General features: G+C 66.6%; 14 protein-coding genes and 1 pseudogene. 2 read left to right on the top strand and 13 right to left on the bottom strand.

What is annotated here, in order from left to right:
- Nucleotides 1-24: 24 nt before the first annotated feature.
- The 8 genes from QHG62_RS15075 to QHG62_RS15040 all read right to left on the bottom strand — a co-directional run bounded on the left by QHG62_RS15075 (nucleotide 25) and on the right by QHG62_RS15040 (nucleotide 8762).
- Nucleotides 25-1059, bottom strand: a complete 1035-nt coding sequence (locus QHG62_RS15075; RefSeq protein ID WP_281151662.1) for a peptide ABC transporter ATP-binding protein — start codon at nucleotides 1057-1059, stop codon at nucleotides 25-27.
- 5 nt (nucleotides 1060-1064) lie between these two features.
- Nucleotides 1065-2096 carry an ABC transporter ATP-binding protein gene (locus tag QHG62_RS15070; RefSeq protein WP_281146445.1) on the bottom strand — a complete coding sequence of 344 codons (1032 nt, stop codon included), beginning with the start codon at nucleotides 2094-2096 and terminating at the stop codon, nucleotides 1065-1067.
- Nucleotides 2093-2998 (bottom strand): ABC transporter permease subunit, encoded by a 906-nt coding sequence (locus tag QHG62_RS15065; RefSeq protein WP_281146444.1) that lies wholly within the window; start codon nucleotides 2996-2998, stop codon nucleotides 2093-2095. The genes QHG62_RS15070 and QHG62_RS15065 overlap by 4 nt, the downstream gene beginning before the upstream one ends.
- A gap of 8 nt (nucleotides 2999-3006) precedes the next feature.
- Nucleotides 3007-4011, bottom strand: coding sequence for an ABC transporter permease subunit (locus tag QHG62_RS15060; protein ID WP_281146443.1), 1005 nt, complete (start codon nucleotides 4009-4011; stop codon nucleotides 3007-3009).
- 50 nt (nucleotides 4012-4061) lie between these two features.
- Nucleotides 4062-5741 carry a long-chain-fatty-acid--CoA ligase gene (locus QHG62_RS15055; protein ID WP_281146442.1) on the bottom strand — a complete coding sequence of 560 codons (1680 nt, stop codon included), beginning with the start codon at nucleotides 5739-5741 and terminating at the stop codon, nucleotides 4062-4064.
- A 103-nt stretch (nucleotides 5742-5844) separates the two neighbouring features.
- Nucleotides 5845-7269: an NAD(P)(+) transhydrogenase (Re/Si-specific) subunit beta gene (locus QHG62_RS15050; RefSeq protein ID WP_157611679.1), complete on the bottom strand. Its 1425-nt coding sequence runs from the start codon at nucleotides 7267-7269 to the stop codon at nucleotides 5845-5847.
- Nucleotides 7266-7595: an NAD(P) transhydrogenase subunit alpha gene (locus QHG62_RS15045; protein WP_126748827.1), complete on the bottom strand. Its 330-nt coding sequence runs from the start codon at nucleotides 7593-7595 to the stop codon at nucleotides 7266-7268. Before QHG62_RS15045 ends, QHG62_RS15050 begins: the two co-directional genes overlap by 4 nt.
- Before the next feature lie 36 nt (nucleotides 7596-7631).
- Complete coding sequence (locus tag QHG62_RS15040) at nucleotides 7632-8762, bottom strand: Re/Si-specific NAD(P)(+) transhydrogenase subunit alpha (protein WP_281146441.1); 1131 nt, start codon at nucleotides 8760-8762, stop codon at nucleotides 7632-7634.
- 437 nt (nucleotides 8763-9199) lie between these two features.
- Between QHG62_RS15040 and QHG62_RS15035 the strand changes: the two are divergent.
- Both QHG62_RS15035 and QHG62_RS15030 read left to right on the top strand, forming a co-directional pair.
- Nucleotides 9200-9913, top strand: a pseudogene (locus tag QHG62_RS15035) (response regulator transcription factor).
- 45 nt (nucleotides 9914-9958) lie between these two features.
- A complete protein-coding gene (locus tag QHG62_RS15030; protein WP_281146440.1) occupies nucleotides 9959-10438 on the top strand; it encodes an NUDIX hydrolase in 480 nt (159 codons plus the stop codon).
- Between the two features lie 30 nt (nucleotides 10439-10468).
- Here QHG62_RS15030 and mnmA read toward each other — a convergent pair whose 3' ends face one another.
- Genes mnmA through QHG62_RS15005 form a run of 5 tightly spaced genes read right to left on the bottom strand, consistent with a single transcriptional unit; the run spans nucleotide 10469 to nucleotide 18039 of the window.
- Complete coding sequence (mnmA, locus tag QHG62_RS15025; RefSeq protein WP_281146439.1) at nucleotides 10469-11581, bottom strand: tRNA 2-thiouridine(34) synthase MnmA; 1113 nt, start codon at nucleotides 11579-11581, stop codon at nucleotides 10469-10471.
- A 50-nt stretch (nucleotides 11582-11631) separates the two neighbouring features.
- The gene (locus QHG62_RS15020; RefSeq protein ID WP_281151660.1) at nucleotides 11632-12618 is read right to left on the bottom strand and encodes an LLM class flavin-dependent oxidoreductase; all 987 of its coding nucleotides are present in this window, start codon (nucleotides 12616-12618) and stop codon (nucleotides 11632-11634) included.
- A gap of 44 nt (nucleotides 12619-12662) precedes the next feature.
- A complete protein-coding gene (locus QHG62_RS15015) occupies nucleotides 12663-14345 on the bottom strand; it encodes an FxLYD domain-containing protein (RefSeq protein WP_281146438.1) in 1683 nt (560 codons plus the stop codon).
- Entirely contained in the window at nucleotides 14342-16960 is a 2619-nt protein-coding gene (locus QHG62_RS15010; RefSeq protein WP_281146437.1) for a DUF5682 family protein, read from the bottom strand. Before QHG62_RS15010 ends, QHG62_RS15015 begins: the two co-directional genes overlap by 4 nt.
- Nucleotides 16918-18039 carry an ATP-binding protein gene (locus tag QHG62_RS15005; protein ID WP_281146436.1) on the bottom strand — a complete coding sequence of 374 codons (1122 nt, stop codon included), beginning with the start codon at nucleotides 18037-18039 and terminating at the stop codon, nucleotides 16918-16920. The genes QHG62_RS15010 and QHG62_RS15005 overlap by 43 nt, the downstream gene beginning before the upstream one ends.
- Between the last annotated feature and the right edge of the window lie 34 nt (nucleotides 18040-18073).

The raw sequence follows: 18073 nt of genomic DNA, 5'->3' as shown, positions 1-18073 counted from the left end.
TCCTTCAGGCACGGTGGAAGAGAACTAGAGGTTCGCCGCCAGGGGCGCGGCGAACGGCGGAGACAACGGCGCATCGGCGCGAACCGGAGGCGAGCCGTCAAGAAACTTCTCGGCGTAGTGGCACGCCACCAGCCGCTCGTCGAGCGCGCGCAGCAGGGGCCGCTCATCGCGGCAGCGCTGCGTCACATGCGGGCAGCGCGTGCTGAAGACGCAGCCCGTGGGTGGGTTGAGCGGCGAAGGCAGCTCGCCCTTGAGCACGATGCGCTGGCTGCTCAGGCCGGGCGTGGAAGCAAGCAGCGCCTGCGTGTAAGGGTGCAGCGGCCGCGCAAAGATGCGCGCCTTGGGCCCCTGCTCCACTGCATGGCCGAGGTACATCACCAGCACGTCGTGCGCAATGTGCCGCACCACGCCGAGGTCGTGCGAAATGAAGAGATAAGCCAGGCCGAGTTCGGCCTGCAGGTCGGCCAGCAGGTTGAGCACCTGCGCCTGGATCGACACGTCGAGCGCCGACACCGGCTCATCGGCCACCAAGAGGCGCGGCTCCAGCATGAGCGCGCGTGCAATTGCAATGCGCTGGCGCTGGCCGCCCGAGAACATGTGCGGATAGCGGTTTGCATACTCCGGCCGCAGGCCCACGCGGGCAAGCATGTCGCGGGCCTTGGCCGCGCGCTCCGTTTTGCCGAAGCTCGTATTGATGGCGAGCGGATCCTCCAGCACCGTACTGATCTTCTTGCGCGGATTGAGCGAGCCGTAGGGGTTCTGAAACACCAGTTGCACGGCCTGCCGCAACTCGCGCCGGCGCTCGGGCGGCTGGCTTACCGCGTTGTGGCCGACCAGCGTGAGTTCCCCGGCGGTGGGCTTTTCGATGAGCGCAACCATGCGCGCGAGCGTGGACTTGCCGCAGCCCGATTCGCCGACCACCGCGAGCGTCCGGCCGCGCTCGATGCGAAAGGAAATATCGCCCACTGCCCGCAATTGCGCAGGCGGGCGAAACAGGCCGCACCGCACTTCATAGGTGCGCTGCAGATTGCGCGCTTCCACGACGACATCACCCGGCATTGCGCTCACGACGATGTCTCCACCACTCTTGGCCGGTCTGCCTCGATGGCCGCCATGCGCCCGGGCTCTCCGAGCGGAAAGTGGCACCGCACCTGGGCGCCTTGCTGCGACGCAGCCGCGCGCAGCGGCGGGCGCACGTTGCAGGCCTTCGTCGTCACGTAGCTGCAGCGCGGTGCGAAGAGGCAGCCCTCCGGCCGGTCGTGCACGCCGGGCACCACGCCCGCGATGGTGGCAAGCCGGCCCTCGGGCGCGGCGCGCTCAGGCAGCGCAGCCAGCAAGGCCTCGGTGTAAGGGTGCTGCGGGTTCGCAAAGAGGCGGTCCACACGCTGCTGCTCCATGACCTGGCCCGCATACATCACCGCAATGCGCTGCGCCATTTCGCTGACCACGCCCATGTTGTGGGTGATGAGCACCAGCGCCATGCCGCGCTCTTTCTGCAGCTCGCGCAGCAGGTCCAGGATCTGCGCCTGGATGGTCACGTCGAGCGCGGTGGTCGGCTCGTCGGCAATCAAGAGGCGCGGGTTGCAGGCAATGGCCATCGCAATCATCACGCGCTGGTTCATGCCGCCCGAAAGCTGGTGCGGATAGCTGCCCAGGCGCGACGAGGCGGCGGGTATGCCGACCTGCTCGAGCAACTCGGTTGCGCGTTTCCTTGCGGTGCGCTTGTCCAGATGCAGGTGCAGCCGCAGCGTTTCCATGAGCTGGAAGCCGATGGTGAAGCAGGGGTTGAGACTGGTGGTCGGCTCCTGGAAGATCATTGCGACTTCCTTGCCGACCAGCGTGCGGCGCGCCTTGTCGGAAATGCCGAGCAACTCCTTGCCCGCAAAGCGCATGTGGTCCGCGCGCACGCGGCCCGGATAGCCGACGAGCCCCATCAGCGCCATCATCGTCACGCTCTTGCCCGAGCCCGATTCGCCGACGATGCCGAGCACCTCGCCTTCCTCGAGCGAAAGGCTCACGCCATCGACCGCGTGCAGCACGCCGCCCTGGGTGGGAAATTCGACGTGCAGGTCCTTGATGTCCAGGAGCATGTTCATCTCTTGAGCTTCGGGTCGAGCGCGTCGCGCAGGCCGTCGCCGAGCAGGTTGAAGGCCAGCACGGCCGCAAGGATCGCCAGGCCCGGAAAGGTGACGACCCACCAGGCGCGCAGCACGAACTCGCGCGCGTCGGCCAGCATCGTTCCCCATTCGGGCGAAGGCGGCTGCGCGCCGAGGCCGATGAAGCCCAGCGCTGCCGCGTCGAGGATGGCGGTGGAGATGCCGAGCGAAGCCTGCACGATCAGCGGCGCCGCGCAGTTGGGCAGCACTTCGCGGAACATCAGCCGCAGCGTGCCGGCGCCGCTCACGCGCGCGGCGGTCACGTAGTCGCGCGAGATCTCGGCAATGACCGCGGCGCGCGTGATGCGCACGTAGTGCGGCAGCACGACGATGGCCACCGCGACCATGGCGTTGATCAGCCCCGGCCCGAGAATCGCGACGATCACGATGGCCATCAGCAGGCTGGGCATCGTGAGCACGATGTCCATCATCCGCATGATCGCGATCTCCAGCACGCCGCGAAAGAAGCCCGCGACCAGCCCGAGCACCACGCCGACGACCACCGACAGCGCCACCACCGCAACGCCAATGGACAGCGAGAGGCGTGCGCCGTACATCAGCCGCGAAAGAATGTCGCGTCCGATGGCGTCGGTGCCCAGCAGATAGCTCGCGGAGCCGCCCTGCTGCCATGCCGGCGGCAGCAGGAAGACGGCACTGTTGGTCTCGTTGGGCGCATGCGGCGCGATCCACGGCGCGAACAGCGCGACGAACAACAGCAGGACGATGGTGGCAAGGCCGATCACCGCACCCCGGTTGGCCGAGAAGGCCGTCCAGAACTCGCGCCAGGGGCCGGGGGGTGCAGAGCCCCCGGCACTGCTTGAAACTGCGTGTGTCGTTGCCATGGAATCAGTCAGTGCCGGATGCGTGGGTTGATGACGCCGTAGGTCACGTCGACCAGCAGGTTGATCAGCATCACGATGCCGCCGAGCAGCAGCATGCCGCCCTGCAGCACCGGATAGTCGCGCCGCCCGATCGCCTCGATGAGCCACTTGCCGACGCCGGGCCAGGAGAAGATGGTCTCGGTCAGAATCGCACCGGTAAAGAGCACGCCCACCTGCAGCCCGATGACGGTGACCACCGGGATCAGCGCATTGCGCAGCGCGTGCAGCCCCACCACGCGAAACCGCGAGAGACCCTTGGCGCGCGCGGTGCGAATGTAGTCTTCGCCGAGCACCTCGAGCATTGCCGAGCGCGTCATGCGCGCAATGACCGCAAGCGGCACGGTGCCCAGCACAATGGCCGGAAGAATCAGGTGATGCAGCGCCGACCAGAAGGCATCGGTGTCGCCGGCCCGCAGCGCATCGATCAGAAGAAAGCCGGTCTGCGGCTCGACGAAATACTGCACCGAGATGCGGCCTGAAACGGGCGTCCACCCCAGCTGCACCGAGAAGAACAGGATCAGCAGCAGGCCCCACCAGAAGATCGGCATCGAATAGCCGGTGAGCGAGGTGGCCATGACCCCGTGGTCGAAGATGGAATTGCGCCGCACCGCCGCAAGAATGCCGGCCGGAAGCCCCAGCAGCAGCGCAAAGGCAATTGCGCACACGCCCAGCTCCATCGTGGCCGGGAACAGCGCCAGGAACTCGCCCATCACCGAATCCTGCGTGATGAGCGACTTGCCAAGGTCGCCGTGCAGTACGCGGCCAATGTAGATGCCGTATTGCACGATCACCGGCTTGTCGAAGCCGTAGGCCGTGCGCAGCTGGGCGTGGCGCGCAGGGTCGATCCCGCGCTCCCCAGCCATGGTTTCAATAGGGTCGCCCGGCACCAGCCGGATGAGAAAGAAGGCAAGCAGCGTCATGCCGATGAAGGTCGGCACCAGCAAGCTCACACGCGTGAGTAGGAAGCGAAGCATCGCCCCGCAATATGCAAGATCGATGCCGCCGACCCACCCGGGCCGAACCCTTACTTTTTGGCGTCGCGCAACTCGCGCCGCAGGATCTTTCCGACCGGCGTCTTCGGCATGTCGGTGCGGAACTCCACGATCCTCGGCTGCTTGTAACCCGTTAGGTTTGCTTTGCAGTATTCGCGAACCTGCGCTTCGGTCAGCGAATCGTCCTTCTTGACGATCACGAGCTTGACGGCCTCGCCGGTCTTCTCGTCGACGATGCCGACCGCGGCGCATTCGAGCACGCCCGGAATCTGCGCCACCACGTCTTCGATCTCGTTCGGGTACACGTTGAAGCCCGAGACCAGGATCATGTCCTTCTTGCGGTCGACCACCTTGAAGTAGCCGCGCTCGTCGACCATGCCGATGTCGCCGGTCTTGAAATAGCCGTCCGGCGTCATGACCTTTGCGGTTTCGTCGGGCCGCTGCCAGTAGCCCGCCATCACCTGCGGGCCCTTGATTGCGATTTCGCCGGGCTGGCCCGGCGGCACTTCGCGCCCTTCGTCATCGAGCAGCTTGAGCGAGGTGCTCGGCAGCGGCAGGCCGATGGTGCCGGTGTAGGCCTTGCTGTCGGTCGGATTGCAGGTGGCCGACGGAGAGGTTTCCGAGAGGCCGTAGCCCTCGCAGATGGGGCAACCCGTCTTTTCGAGCCAGAGCTTTGCCACCGCGGCCTGCACGGCCATGCCGCCGCCCACCGAGACCTTGAGGTTCTTCCAGTTGACGGTGTTGAAATCAGGGTGGTTGGCCAGCCCGTTGAACAGCGTGTTGACGGCCGGGAAGGTGTGGATCGTGTGCTTGGAGAGTTCCTTGAGCACGCCCGCCAGGTCGCGCGGATTGGGAATGAGGATGAGCTTGCCGCCCGTGCGCATGCTCAGCATCATGCCCACCGTGAAAGCGAAGATGTGATACAGCGGCAGCGCGCAAACGCCCGTGGGTTGCTCGCCCGCCGGCACCTGCGCCATGGCGGGCTCGTTCCAGGCTTCGGACTGCAGCACGTTGGCAATCACGTTGCGGTGCAGCAGCACCGCCCCCTTCGAAACGCCCGTGGTGCCGCCGGTGTACTGCAGCACGGCCACGTCGTCGGGCCCGATCACCGGCAGCTGCAGCGTGCGGCCCGCGCCCTGGTCGAGCGCATCGTTGAAGCGCACCGCGCCGGGCAGGCTGAAGTGCGGCACCAGCTTCTTGACGTTGCGCACCACGTAGTTGACCAGCGCACCTTTCAGAAAACCGAGCCGGTCGCCCATGGCCGCCAGCACGATGTGCTTGATGGGCGTGGCCGCGATGCATTGCTGCAGCGTGGTGCCGAAGTTCTCCATGATGATGATGGCCTTGGCGCCCGAATCCTTGAGCTGGTGCTCGAGTTCGCGCGGCGTGTACAGCGGGTTCACGTTCACCAGGATGAGGCCGGCGCGCAGGATGGCCGCCACCGCAATCGGGTACTGCGGGCAATTGGGCATCATGACCGCGACCCGGTCGCCCTTGGCCAGTGCCAGGCCTTGAAGGTAAGCCGCGAACGCCCTGCTGAGCCTGTCGGTCTCCCGGTAGCTCACGTCCTTGCCCATGAAGCTGTAGGCCGTGCGGTCGGCGTACTTGGCGAAGCTCTCTTCCATGAGCGCCACCAGCGACTGGTACTGGGAAGGATCGATATCGGCAGGCACGCCTTGCGGGTAGCTGCCGAGCCAGGGACGATCGGTCATGGATGTGTCTCCTCCAAAAATCGGGTATTTGAAAAACGAAAACGGCGCACTTGATGGCGCCGCGATGATCTGGCCCGCGCTGCGCGGGCGCGGAACCTTTGGCCTATTCGATGGCCTTGCCCATATCTTCCACTACTTTTTTCGCATCGCCAAAGACCATCATCGTCTTGTCCATGTAGAAGAGCTCGTTGTCCAGGCCGGCATAGCCCGCCGCCATGGAGCGCTTGTTCACGATCACCGTCTTGGCCTTGTAGGCTTCGAGAATCGGCATGCCGTAGATCGGGCTGCCCTTGGTGTGCGCGGCGGGGTTCACCACGTCGTTGGCGCCCAGGATGATGGCAACGTCGGCCTGGCCGAATTCGCCGTTGATGTCTTCCATTTCGAACACCTGGTCGTACGGCACTTCGGCCTCGGCCAGCAGCACGTTCATGTGGCCCGGCATGCGGCCCGCCACCGGGTGAATGGCGTACTTCACGGTAATGCCCTTGTCGGTGAGCTTTTGCGCCAGCTCCTTCACCGCATGCTGCGCACGTGCCACCGCCAGGCCGTAGCCCGGCACGATGACCACCGTCTCGGCATTGCCGAGCACAAAGGCTGCGTCGTCGGCGCTGCCGCTCTTGACCGGACGCTGCTCCTTCGCGCCGCCTGTGGCTGCGGCTGCGTCGCCGCCGAAGCCGCCCAGGATCACGTTGAAGAACGAGCGGTTCATGGCCTTGCACATGATATAGCTCAGGATTGCGCCCGAAGAGCCCACCAGCGAACCGGCCACGATCAGCATCGCGTTGTTCAGGCTGAAACCGATGCCCGCCGCCGCCCAGCCCGAGTAGCTGTTGAGCATCGACACCACCACCGGCATGTCGGCGCCGCCGATCGGAATGATGATGAGCACGCCCATCACGAAGGCCAGCGCCAGCATCGCGAAGAAGGCGGGCCAGCTTTCGGTGAACATGAACACCAGGCCCAGCCCGATGGTGGCCACGCCGAGCACCAGGTTCAGCATGTGCTGGCCGGCAAACTGAACAGGCGCGCCCTGGAACAGGCGGAACTTGTACTTGCCCGACAGCTTGCCGAAGGCGATGACAGAGCCGCTGAAGGTGATGGCGCCGATGGCCGCACCCAGGAACAGCTCCAGCCGGTTGCCCGCGGGAATCATCTCGCCCTTGGGCGTGATGTTGAAGGCGTACGGCTCGGCCACGGCCGCCACCGCGATGAACACCGCGGCCAGGCCGATCATGCTGTGCATGAAGGCGACCAGCTCGGGCATCTTGGTCATCTCGACCTTGTTGGCCATGTAGGCGCCCAGGCCGCCGCCCAGCACCAGCGCAACCAGCACGTAGCCCAGGCCGGTGAGGCTGCCGCCTGCCAGCTTGTAGATGAGCGCACCGGTCGTCAGCACGGCAATGGCCATGCCGGTCATGCCGAAGACGTTGCCCCGGATGGAGGTGGTGGGATGGGAGAGGCCTTTCAGGGCCTGGATGAAGCAGATGCTGGCAACGAGGTACAGCAGCGTGACGAGATTCATGCTCACTTGGCGACTCCCTCTTCAGCCTTGGGTGCGGCCTTCTTTTCTTTCTTCTTGAACATCTCGAGCATGCGCCGCGTGACGAGGAAGCCGCCGAAGACGTTCACCGCGGCCAGCGCCACCGCCAGCACGCCCATCGTCTTGCCCAAACCGGTTTCGGTGAGCGCCGCCGCGAGCATGGCGCCCACGATCACGATGGCCGAGATCGCGTTGGTCACCGCCATCAGCGGCGTGTGCAGCGCGGGCGTCACCGTCCAGACCACGTGGTAGCCCACGTAGATGGCCAGCACGAAGATGATCAGGTTGATGACTGTGTGGGAAACGATGTCCATGGGTTCTTCTCCTCGTTCGAACGCTGGGGGGGCCGCTTACTTCTTCGTGACCTGGCCGTCGTGCGCAACGCGGCAGGCGGCGACGATGTCGTCCTCGAGGTCGATCTTGAGCGCGCCCTCCTTGGTGACGATGAGCTTGAGGAAGTCCAGCACGTTGCGCGCATAGAGCGCCGACGCATCGGCCGCCACCAGCGCGGGAAGATTGGTTTCGCCCACGATGGTCACGCCGTGCTTCACCACCGTGCGGTCGGCCTCCGACAGCGGGCAGTTGCCGCCCACGCCGTCCGGACCCTTGCCGGCGGCAATGTCGACGATCACCGAGCCGGGCTTCATGGACTTGACCATGTCCTCGGTGATGAGCGTAGGTGCCGCGCGGCCGGGAATGAGCGCGGTGCTGATGACGATGTCGGCCAGTGCCACGCGCTTGGCCACCTCGACCTGCTGGCGCGCGAGCCAGCTCGCGGGCATGGGCTTGGCGTAGCCGCCGACGCCCACGGCGGCTTCTTTCTCCTCGTCGGTGTCGTAGGACACTTCGATGAACTTGCCGCCGAGCGATTCGATCTGCTCCTTCACGCTCGGGCGCACGTCCGAAGCTTCGATGACCGCGCCCAGGCGCTTGGCCGTGGCGATGGCCTGCAGGCCCGCCACGCCCACGCCCAGGATGACCACGCGTGCCGCCTTCACGGTGCCGGCGGCGGTCATCAGCATGGGGAAGAAGCGCTGATATTTGTCGGCCGCCATGATCACGGCCTTGTAGCCCGCAATGTTGGCCTGCGAGCTGAGCACGTCCATGCTCTGGGCCCGGGTGGTGCGCGGCGCGGCTTCGAGCGCAAAAGCCGTGAGACCCGCCGTGGCCAGGCGCTGCAGCCCCGCGGCGTCGAAGGGGTTCAGCATGCCGATGACAACGGTGCCCGGCTTCATCAGCGCGGCTTCGGCGTCGCTGGGCGAGCGCACCTTGAGCACCATGCCGGCCCCGAAGGCGCCTGCAACGTCGGTGATTTCGGCACCGGCTGCAATGTAGGCCGCGTCGGTGACGCTGGCTGCAACGCCGGCTCCGGACTGCACGCGAATGGTGTGCCCCGCAGTGACAAGTTTCTTCACCGTTTCGGGTGTAACGGCCACACGGGTTTCGCCGGCCGTCGTTTCGGCGGGCACGCCAATCAGCATAGAGATCTCCTCAGGGCAAGGGCAACACGGAACGCGGGCAGAGCTTACAGCAAGATTACGGGCATCACTGTCGCCTGAAGGCAGCATCTATTTGCCTCTTGATGACCGTGATCATTGCGTTTGTAGCTACATAAATGCTAGCGGCTACATGGGATTGGAGGCACGCATCCCGGTTTGCCTCACTCACAGAAGTGAAGGCGGGTTGCTTTCCTTGCGCGTTCCGGCGCGTATCGACAAACCTCGCAGCTCACCGCGCGGCGCTGGCTACTCTGGGCAAAGAGCGAATCTGTTTTCAATTGTTCTCAACTGCTTCCAGTTTGCAGCAATCGGGCTCCATACCGTGCATTAATTACGGGCAACATTTATTACCCCAGACGCAGATAGATACACTTCTTCGACGGCACTCAGAGGCTGGCACGTCGGAAGAAGGGGATGGAATGCGTATTGCGGTACTTGATCACGAGCCTGATCAGCTTCAACTGATCAACCAGGCCATGGCGGGGTTCGGGCACGAATGCCACCCCTACACCGAGGGGCGAACGTTGCTGCAGGCGTTGCGCCGGCAAACCTTCGATCTCCTGATCCTCGATTGGGGGCTGCCCGACATCCGCGGCATCGACGTGGTGAAGACCGTTCGCAACGACCTCAAGAGCCGCCTGCCCATCCTCTTCGTCAACGCGCAACGCGACGATCCCGAAGTGGTCTAAGGGCTCAATGCCGGCGCCGACGACTTCATGGCGAATCCGGACCATGCCAAGGAACTGGAAGCCCGCGTCAACGCACTGCTCCGCCGGTCCTACCCCGCCCAGCACGAAGCAGAGCTGGTGTTCGGCGACTACCACTTCTTTCCGCCTTCACGCGTCCTCAAGGTCAGGGGCGTGCAGGTCGACCTGAAAAACCGCGAGTACGAACTGGCCCTCTTCCTGTTCCAGAACCTGGGGCGCCTGCTTTCGCGCGAGTATCTTCACGAGGCGGTCTGGGGCTTGGGCGTCGAAGCGCTCTCGCGGTCGCTCGACACCCATATCTCGCGGCTGCGAACCAAGCTCGCCTTGCGTCCTTCGAGCGGGTTCCTTCTGCTGGCTATCTACGGCATGGGCTACAGGCTGGAAACCGTCGAGCCAAATACGCGTCCCAGCGCCTTTGCCCAGTAGACTGCGCTTCAGCGGCTATGCGCTGCGCCAGAAAACCGTAGACAGATGACAACTCCGCGCTGGAAACCCAATGTCACCGTGGCCGCGGTGATCGAGCAGAACGGCCGCTTCCTGCTGGTCGAGGAGCACACAGCCCAGGGGCTCCGGCTCAATACGCCGGCGGGGCACCTCGACCCCGGCGAATCCCCCATCGAGGGCTGCGCCCGCGAAACGCTCGAGGAAACCGCCCACGCCTTCACGCCCACCGCGCTGATCGGCATCTACATGGCGCGCTCCAGCCATCGCACGGGCAGCAAGGAAGACGTGACCTACATGCGCTTCGCCTTTGCCGGAACGCTTGGCGCGGAAGAAGCCGGCCGGCCGCTCGACGAAGGCATTGTGCGCACCGTGTGGATGAGCGCCGATGAAATCCGCGCCAGCGTGCCGCGCCACCGCAGCCCGCTGCTCTTGCAGTGCGTCGAAGACTATCTGGCGGGCAAGCGGTATCCGCTCGACCTGATCCGCGTCGACGAATCGGTGCGCTGACAGGCGCTGCGCACTGCGGCGGCAGGCGAGTCAGACGATGACGCCGCCCCCGAGGCAGCGCTCGCCGTCGTAGAGCACGGCCGATTGGCCGGGCGTGACGGCCCACTGCGGTTCGCCGAAGCGCAGGCTGAAGGCCGCTTCACTACCGGCATCCTCCACGCTGGCCATGTCGCAGGCCGCATCGGCTTGGCGGTAGCGCGCCTTGGAACCGTAGCTGCCCGGCGCGGGCGCCTCGCCGGAAACCCAGCTCGCATCGCCGGCCTTGAGCGCAGAAGACAGCAGCCAGGGATGGTCGTGCCCCTGCACCACCCAGAGCGTGTTCTTCTCGACGTCCTTGCGCGCCACGAACCACGGCGAGTGGTCACCCGACCCGCGCTGCGCGCCCTTCTCCTTGACGCCGCCGATGCCGAGCCCCTGCCGCTGGCCGAGCGTGTAGAAGCTCAGGCCCTGGTGCTCGCCGAGCTTGCGGCCGCGGTCATCCTTGATCGGGCCCGGCTCCTTGGAGATGTACCGGTTCAGGAACTCGCGGAACGGCCGCTCGCCGATGAAGCAGATGCCGGTCGAATCCTTCTTCTTCGCGTTGGGCAGGCCGATCTCTTCCGCAATGCGGCGCACTTCGGTCTTGTGCAGTTCGCCCACCGGGAACAGCGTTTTCGACAGCTGCGCCTGATTGAGCCGGTGCAAAAAGTAGCTCTGGTCCTTGGACGGGTCGAGCCCCTTGAGCAGTTCGTGCTTGCCCGTGGCCTCGTTCAGCCGCACGCGCGCGTAGTGGCCGGTGGCGATCTTCTCGGCGCCCAGACGCATCGCATGATCGAGAAAGGCCTTGAACTTGATTTCGGCATTGCACAGCACGTCGGGGTTGGGCGTGCGGCCGGCCTTGTATTCGCGCAGGAACTCGGCGAACACGCGGTCCTTGTAGTCGGCCGCGAAATTGACGTGCTCGATCTCGATGCCCAGCACGTCGGCCACGCTGGCGGCATCCACGAAGTCGATGTTCGACGAGCAGTATTCGCTGTCGTCGTCGTCTTCCCAGTTCTTCATGAAGATGCCGACCACCTCGTGCCCCTGCTTCTTGAGCAGGTGCGCCGTCACCGCGGAATCGACTCCGCCGCTCAGTCCCACCACGATCCGTTGCTTTTCCATAAGCCCGCCATTGTCCCAGCCCCGCGCCCGGGGCGGCGGCGTGGGGGAAATCAGCCCTGGCTGCGCAGGCCGGCCAGCAGCTCGTACGAGCGCAGCCGCGCCACGTGGTCGAACACCTGCGAGGTGATCATCAGCTCGTCGGCACCGGTGCGCTCGATGAAGGCCTGTACGCCTTCGCGCACCCTGGCGGGCGAACCCACGGCCGAGCACGACAGCACCGAATCGAGCAGCGCGTTCTCCGCCGGGCCCACTTTCTGCCGATAGTTCTCGACAGGTGGCGGCAGGCGCCCCGGCCGGCCGCTGCGCAGGTTCACGAAGGCCTGCTGCCATGAGGTGGCGCGGAATTCGGCCTCTTGGTCGGTGTCGGCCACGAACACGTTGAAGCCCAGCATCACGTACGGCTTCTGCAACTGGGCCGAGGGCTTGAAGGTCTCGCGGTAGATCTGGATTGCCTGCATGAGCTGCTGCGGGGCAAAGTGCGAGGCAAACGCATAGGGCAGGCCCAGGTGTGCAGCCAGCTGGGCGCCGAAGGTGCTCGAGCCCAGAATCCACACCGGCACTTCGAGCCCCGCGCCGGGCACCGCGCGCACCGGCTGCTGCGGCTCCTTGGACATGAAATCCATCAGCTCGACCACGTCCTGCGGAAACCGGTCGGCGTCCGACTCGAGATTGCGGCGCAGCGCACGCGCGGTGCGCTGGTCGGAGCCGGGCGCGCGGCCCAGGCCAAGATCGATGCGCCCCGGGTACAGCGACTCCAGCGTGCCGAACTGCTCGGCAATCACCAGCGGCGAATGGTTGGGCAGCATCACGCCGCCGGCGCCGATGCGGATGGTGGAGGTGCCCGCGCCGATGTACGACAGCAGCACCGCGGTCGCGGCGCTCGCAATGCCCGGCATGCCGTGGTGCTCCGCCAGCCAGTAGCGCGTGTAGCCCAGCTTTTCGCCGTGCTGCGCAAGCGAGAGCGAGTTGCGGAACGACTGCGCGGCGTCGCTGCCCTCGGTGATCGGGGAGAGGTCGAGGATCGAGAACGGAATCATGGGCGCCATCATGGCGCGAACCGCTCAACGCCGCCTCGGCGGGGCTATTCGGTTTGGTATAGCGTCGAAACGCTCGCAAAATCCCGCCCGTTCTGCTCCACGTCTACCTGGAACGGCACGCTCTCGCCCGGCGCAATGGCCGGCAGGTTCTGCACCTGCTTGAAGCCGGTGAGCTGCCCGTTGCGGTCGCGCAGGCTCACCCACAGGCGCACCTTGCCGACCACGTTGTTGCCCGGGTTCTTCACCGTGCCCGTGACCTCCACGCTCTTGTAAGTGAAGCGCTGGCTGAAGTTGAGCAGCACGCTGCCGGTCTCGGCCTTGGTGCCCGTGACCCGCACCTCCAGCGGTGCGCGCGGGCCCGGCAGCGCGGCACGGCGCATCGGCTTCCATTCGACACGGGTCTGGGTGATGCGCTCCACGGCGTTCGGCTCCAGCACTATGGGAAACCGATCGCCCGGGTACAGGTAGGCCAGCCCCGCAATGGCGGTGGTGCCGTCGGCCTTGCTGCCGCCGAAGCGCGAGATCACGCCGCCCGGCGCCACCACCACCGCGTCGGCGCTTCGGTTCACCAGCTCGGTCAGGAACAGCGGCCGCTGGATGTTGCTGCGCCCCGCCACCAGCGGCAGCAACTCCAGCTGATTCGCATCGAAGCGCTCGCTGTCCTCGGCCAGCAGGTCTTCGGTGCTCAGGCGCAGGTCGGGGTTGAAGCTTTCCGGCGCCCCCACGGCGCGCACCACCCGCTCGGCGTTGAGCACCGCGGTGCGCGAGCCGCCGGCATCGACGGTGTTGTAGCCGATGCGGTAGTCCCAGGCCGCAATGGCCGCCGCACGGCCGAAGCGGGCAATGCTCAGGTCCACCGAGGTCGGCGCGCCGGGCTTGAGCTCGTTGGCTTGCGCATAGCCGCGGCCCAAGCCGATTACCTGCCCCGCATCGTCGTACAGCGTGGCCAGCACGTCGATGCCGGAGAGCATGGCCGCATCCTTGCGTGCGTTGACGATGCGGCCCACCAGCCGCACCCGATCGGCCTGCTGCACCAGCCGCACGCGCGCAAAGGTCATGCGCTCGCCCTGCGCGGCCTTGTACGGTTCTGCCAGCTTCTGCACGCTCAATTCCTGGCGCGTGACGTTCTTGCCATTCGGCATGTCGATCAGGACTGGCGCAGTCTCGCCCGGCTCCAGCACGGAGATCGGCAGCGTCTCGGTGCGCTCTTCTACGCGGTTGTCGCCGTCGTAGTACACGGCCTTGATGCCGGCGCGTGCGAGCGGCTTGCCGGTTTCGTTGCGCGCCACTACCAGCAGCTTGGGCACGGCCGAGCTGCCGCCGCCCACCAGCACCTGACGCGGCTCGCCGAGCTTCAGGCCTTCCGTCGGAATGGTCCGGTCGACAGGCGGCGCAACCACGGGCCGCGCCGCGGGGGCGTTTGTCGATGGCCGTGGGCCGGACAGCATTCCGATCACCGCGCTCACCAGCAGCACAACCGCCACGACGGCCATGCCGATGCCGGCATTGCGCAGCATGGCCTTGCGCCGCTGCGCCTCGTCGGCCGCGAGCCGGCGCCCGGCCTCGTTCTTGACCTGTTCGAGCACACGGTCGAGCCGGTCGGAAACGTTGTCCTCCACCAGCGTTACCGAGCCGCAATGCTGGCAGGCGTACTGGTTCAGGCCGGTGCGCTTGAGCGCGCTGCTGCCGCATTCGCCGCACTTGAGCGTCTGGAGATCGATGGTCATGACCCGCTTTCGACGTTGTTGTTCTTCTTGTGCTCTGGGGCGGCCAGCCACGCGGCAAGGCCGTCGCGGCGCATGCACTCGGCCAGCGCGAGCTGCAGCTGTGCGCCTTCGTGCAGGTCTTGTTCGGTGGTTTCGTAGTGCATCTGGTAGAGCGCCTGGCCCTCTGCTTCGCCCATGCCGTGCAGCGCGGCAACGCGGCCGGCCAGGTCCGACGTCTCTTGCGGCTTCAGGCGCGTGAAGGCCTGCCGCAGATCGGGCAGATGCGCCACGAAGGCTTCGGCGTCCCAACCCTGCACCAGGCCGTCGAGGCCCTCGAGCAGCGCGGGCAGGCGCAGCAGCAGTTCAGGCGCCGCGGCCATCACCCCGTTCAGAAAACGCACCGCTTCGCGCGGCTCTGCGCCCGCGCCGAAGCGCTGGCGCACCACGGTGTCGAGCGCGTTCTCGTCCCAGTGCCCGTCAAGGTACAGCAGGGCCGAAGCAGCGCCGGCCACGGCGGGCGCGGCCGATGCACCGGTCGCGAATCGTTCGAGCTGCGTCCGCAGCAGGTCGAGGTCGACGGCACCGTCGCCGGCTTCCTCCAGTTCGGCTTGCAGCGAGGCCAGCAGGCGCCCGAGCTCGCGCAGCGAAAGCAGCTGCTTCACCGCGCCCGCCTCGCCCTCTTCAGGGCAACCGCCCACATCGGGCAGCAGGAACAGCGCCGCGGGCCACACCCGCTCCAGCAGGCTTCGCAGCTGCGGATGCTGCTGCACGCCCAGCGGCTCCCGCGCACGCCAGAGCGTGACGAGCCGGTGCCCGCACTCGACCACCGAGCCGAGCGAGGCATCTTCGTCGAGGTGCGTGGACAGCATCGAGAGCAGCTGGGGAAGGCGCGACTGCAGACCGACCAGGCAGGCGCGCATCAACAGCGCCACGGCGGCACTGGCGCTGCGCCCGCGGCCCTGGTCGGACAGCGCAGCCTCTTCCTTGCGCAGCTTGGCCATGCAGACGGCCTCCACGCTTGCGCCTTCGGCCGCCAGCTCGATGAGCCGGGCCTCCACCAGCGGCGACCAGGCGGCGCGCCACTCTTCGAACAGCAGGTGCAATCGGCTGTTGCCAAGAAAATCCGGCCCCGCGAGCCAGGTGCCCAGCCCCGTGTCGAGGTACGCCATGGCATGGAAGAAACGGCTGCGCTCGCGGTGCGAAGGCTTGCGATAAAGGTCCAGCCGCGCCACGCGCGCGGTGCTGTCGTCCAGCCGCACGCCGGCCTGGCGGGCGAGCCTGCGCGCATCCTCGATCAGCGGCGGCGAGCCTGCCGAAGGCGGCACGTCGCCGATGCGCGTGCCGCTCAAGAAGTTGCGCAGGTCGGCGATAAAGCCGCGTGTGCCTTCGTCGATGGCGCCCTTGATGAAGCAGGAGCGGATCGCATCGAGCAGGTCCTGCCGGCCGGGACCGGCATTGCCGCGCAGCGCCGCAAGCCGCATGGCCTGCGCGGCGGCGGCCTGCACGAGCGCGGTGGACACCGCATCGGCATGGTCCTGCGCGCGCGTCTGGCGCGCAAAGCGGGTGAGGCTGTCGAGCGCCACCGCGGTAAACGGGTCGGCATCGCCGGCTTCAAGGCGCTCCCACACCTGCTGGTAGTAGCCGGGCGATGGCATGCCCGAGGCATAGCCGTTGAGCGCGTCGAGCCGCTCGAAGCTGTAGCGGATCAGCCATGCGTTGTCCGGTGCGTCCTTGCCGGCGGGCGCCTTCGAAGGCTTGGCCTTCTGCCACCGGTTGACCAGTTCGAGCGTGTGGAAGCCGCCGGTGACGACCACGATCGGCCCCTCGACCTCGTTGCGCCAGCGGCGGATGTGCGCCGCCATGTGGCGCTCCCGCGGCAGGCTCAGCTCGGCCTCGAGCACCTCGGGCTCGTAGTCGAGCCGCGCCATCGCGCACCAGCTGAACACGTCGGAGAAGAAGGCGCGCCAGTCGCCGAGAGCGGCCGACGTGCGCAGTTCGAACAGCCGGTCCCACAGCTCCTGGTGGTCGACGCAGCCGAGCTGGGCGGCCATGGCGTTCAGGTAGCGGCTGTGTGCGAAATGGCGCTCTTCCATCAGGCTGCGCGCTGCGTCGCGTGCATCGCCGTCACTCGGGTCGCCCTCACCCTGATCGCTTTCGCGGCGATGCCAGGCCTTGTCGCTCCAGGGAAGATCGATCAGCCCCAGGCGTGCGCCGAGCGCCGCGCCTTCGCGCACGGCAATCCACTCGGGGCTGTAGTCGCAAAACGGAAAGAACGACGCGCGCGATTCCGTGCGCGTCTTCTCTTCCGAGTCGGGGTCGTCGACCGGCACCTGCCGGGTGCTCTGGCACAGCCATGCAACGGGAGCCGTGGTCCGTGCGTGCTGCAGCAGCGGCAGCAGGGCGTTCAGGTCGTCCGGTCCTTCGACCAGCACAGCCGCCGGCCTGATCTCGCGCAGCAGCGCCCTCAATGCGAATGCGCAGGCCGGGCTGTGGTGCCTCACGGGCACGAAGAACAGGCCCTCGCCATCCTCGCCGAACAGCCGGCCGCGCGCGGCCTCCAGCGCCGCAGGCAGAACGCTGCCGGCTTCCGCAGCTACTGCCACAGCGCGCGCGCCGCGTCGTGAAAGGTCTTCCATTGCGCGTCGCGCTTGCCGCGTTCGCGCACCACCGTGTCGAAGTAATGGCGCACGCGCTTGACATCGTCGGTGCTGTCCTTCAGAACCACGCCTTGCAGCTGGCCTGCGATCTCGCGCGCTGTGAGCTGGCCGCCGTTGAAATGGCGCGCCTGCAGGGCCGCCGCATAAGCCACGTTCACGGCCTCGGCGGTGGACATCACGGCATCGAGACCCTTGATGGCGGTGCCGTCCTGCGTCTGGCCCGCGCGGAGTTCCTGGAAGGTGGTGACCAGCAGCGCCACCACGTCGCGCGGCACCTCGACCGGCGATTCGCCGCCGCCGTCGAGTTCGCGCTTCAACTGGGCCATCACCAGCTCGACCTCGAACGAATGGTCGCGGATGGGCTTTACCGTTTCGAAGTTGAAGCGGCGCTTGAGCGCGGACGACATCTCGTGCACGCCGCGGTCGCGCAGGTTGGCCGTGGCAATGATGTTGAAGCCGCGCTGTGCATAGAGCCGGGCATCGTCGCCCAGCTCCGGAATCATGAGCTGCTTGTCGCTCATCAACGAAATCAGCACGTCCTGGATCTCGGGCGGGCAGCGCGTGATTTCCTCGAAGCGCACCAGCTTGCCCGCGCGCATGGCCTGGTAGAGCGGAGAAGGCACCAGCGCGCGCTGGCTCGGCCCCTCGGCCAGCAGCAGCGCGTAATTCCAGCTGTACTTGATGTGGTCTTCCGTGGTGCCCGCCGTGCCCTGTACGGTGAGCCCCGAATCGCCGCTGATGGCGGCCGCGAGCAGTTCCGAGAGCAGCGACTTCGCGGTGCCCGGCTCGCCCACCAGCATCAGGCCCTGGTGGCCCATGAGCGTGACGATGGCGCGGTCCACCAGCGGATCGTCGCCGTAGAACTTGCGGCTCACCTGCAGCTTCTCGTCGCCGAGGATGAAGCGCCGCACCGCGCGCGGCGAGAGCTTCCATCCGGTGGGCCGCGCATCGGTGTCGGCCGCATGCAGGCGCGCAAGCTCGTCCGCATAGCGCGCCTCGGGGGCGAGGCGCACGGCCTGGGTCGCGGGGGAAGAAGACGGTGATGTGCCGGTGCTCATGATGGTGTTGCTGCTGGTTCTTCTGTGTGTCGGC

Origin of the sequence: Variovorax paradoxus (assembly GCF_029919115.1) — a bacterium.
In the GTDB taxonomy this organism is placed as follows: Bacteria; Pseudomonadota; Gammaproteobacteria; order Burkholderiales; family Burkholderiaceae_C; genus Variovorax; species Variovorax paradoxus_O.
The sequence above is the reverse complement of the archived record's forward strand: the minus strand, read 5'-3'. Positions and strand labels throughout refer to the sequence as shown.

Coding starts and splice junctions, on each gene's coding strand:
- QHG62_RS15015 (WP_281146438.1), bottom strand. CDS start 14,345: ATGACCATCGATCTCCAGACGCTCAAGTGCGGCGAATGCGGCAGCAGC.
- QHG62_RS15075 (WP_281151662.1), bottom strand. CDS start 1,059: ATGCCGGGTGATGTCGTCGTGGAAGCGCGCAATCTGCAGCGCACCTAT.
- QHG62_RS15010 (WP_281146437.1), bottom strand. CDS start 16,960: ATGGAAGACCTTTCACGACGCGGCGCGCGCGCTGTGGCAGTAGCTGCG.
- QHG62_RS15040 (WP_281146441.1), bottom strand. CDS start 8,762: ATGCTGATTGGCGTGCCCGCCGAAACGACGGCCGGCGAAACCCGTGTG.
- QHG62_RS15055 (WP_281146442.1), bottom strand. CDS start 5,741: ATGACCGATCGTCCCTGGCTCGGCAGCTACCCGCAAGGCGTGCCTGCC.
- mnmA (WP_281146439.1), bottom strand. CDS start 11,581: ATGGAAAAGCAACGGATCGTGGTGGGACTGAGCGGCGGAGTCGATTCC.
- QHG62_RS15070 (WP_281146445.1), bottom strand. CDS start 2,096: ATGAACATGCTCCTGGACATCAAGGACCTGCACGTCGAATTTCCCACC.
- QHG62_RS15045 (WP_126748827.1), bottom strand. CDS start 7,595: ATGGACATCGTTTCCCACACAGTCATCAACCTGATCATCTTCGTGCTG.
- QHG62_RS15005 (WP_281146436.1), bottom strand. CDS start 18,039: ATGAGCACCGGCACATCACCGTCTTCTTCCCCCGCGACCCAGGCCGTG.
- QHG62_RS15060 (WP_281146443.1), bottom strand. CDS start 4,011: ATGCTTCGCTTCCTACTCACGCGTGTGAGCTTGCTGGTGCCGACCTTC.
- QHG62_RS15030 (WP_281146440.1), top strand. CDS start 9,959: ATGACAACTCCGCGCTGGAAACCCAATGTCACCGTGGCCGCGGTGATC.
- QHG62_RS15020 (WP_281151660.1), bottom strand. CDS start 12,618: ATGATTCCGTTCTCGATCCTCGACCTCTCCCCGATCACCGAGGGCAGC.
- QHG62_RS15065 (WP_281146444.1), bottom strand. CDS start 2,998: ATGGCAACGACACACGCAGTTTCAAGCAGTGCCGGGGGCTCTGCACCC.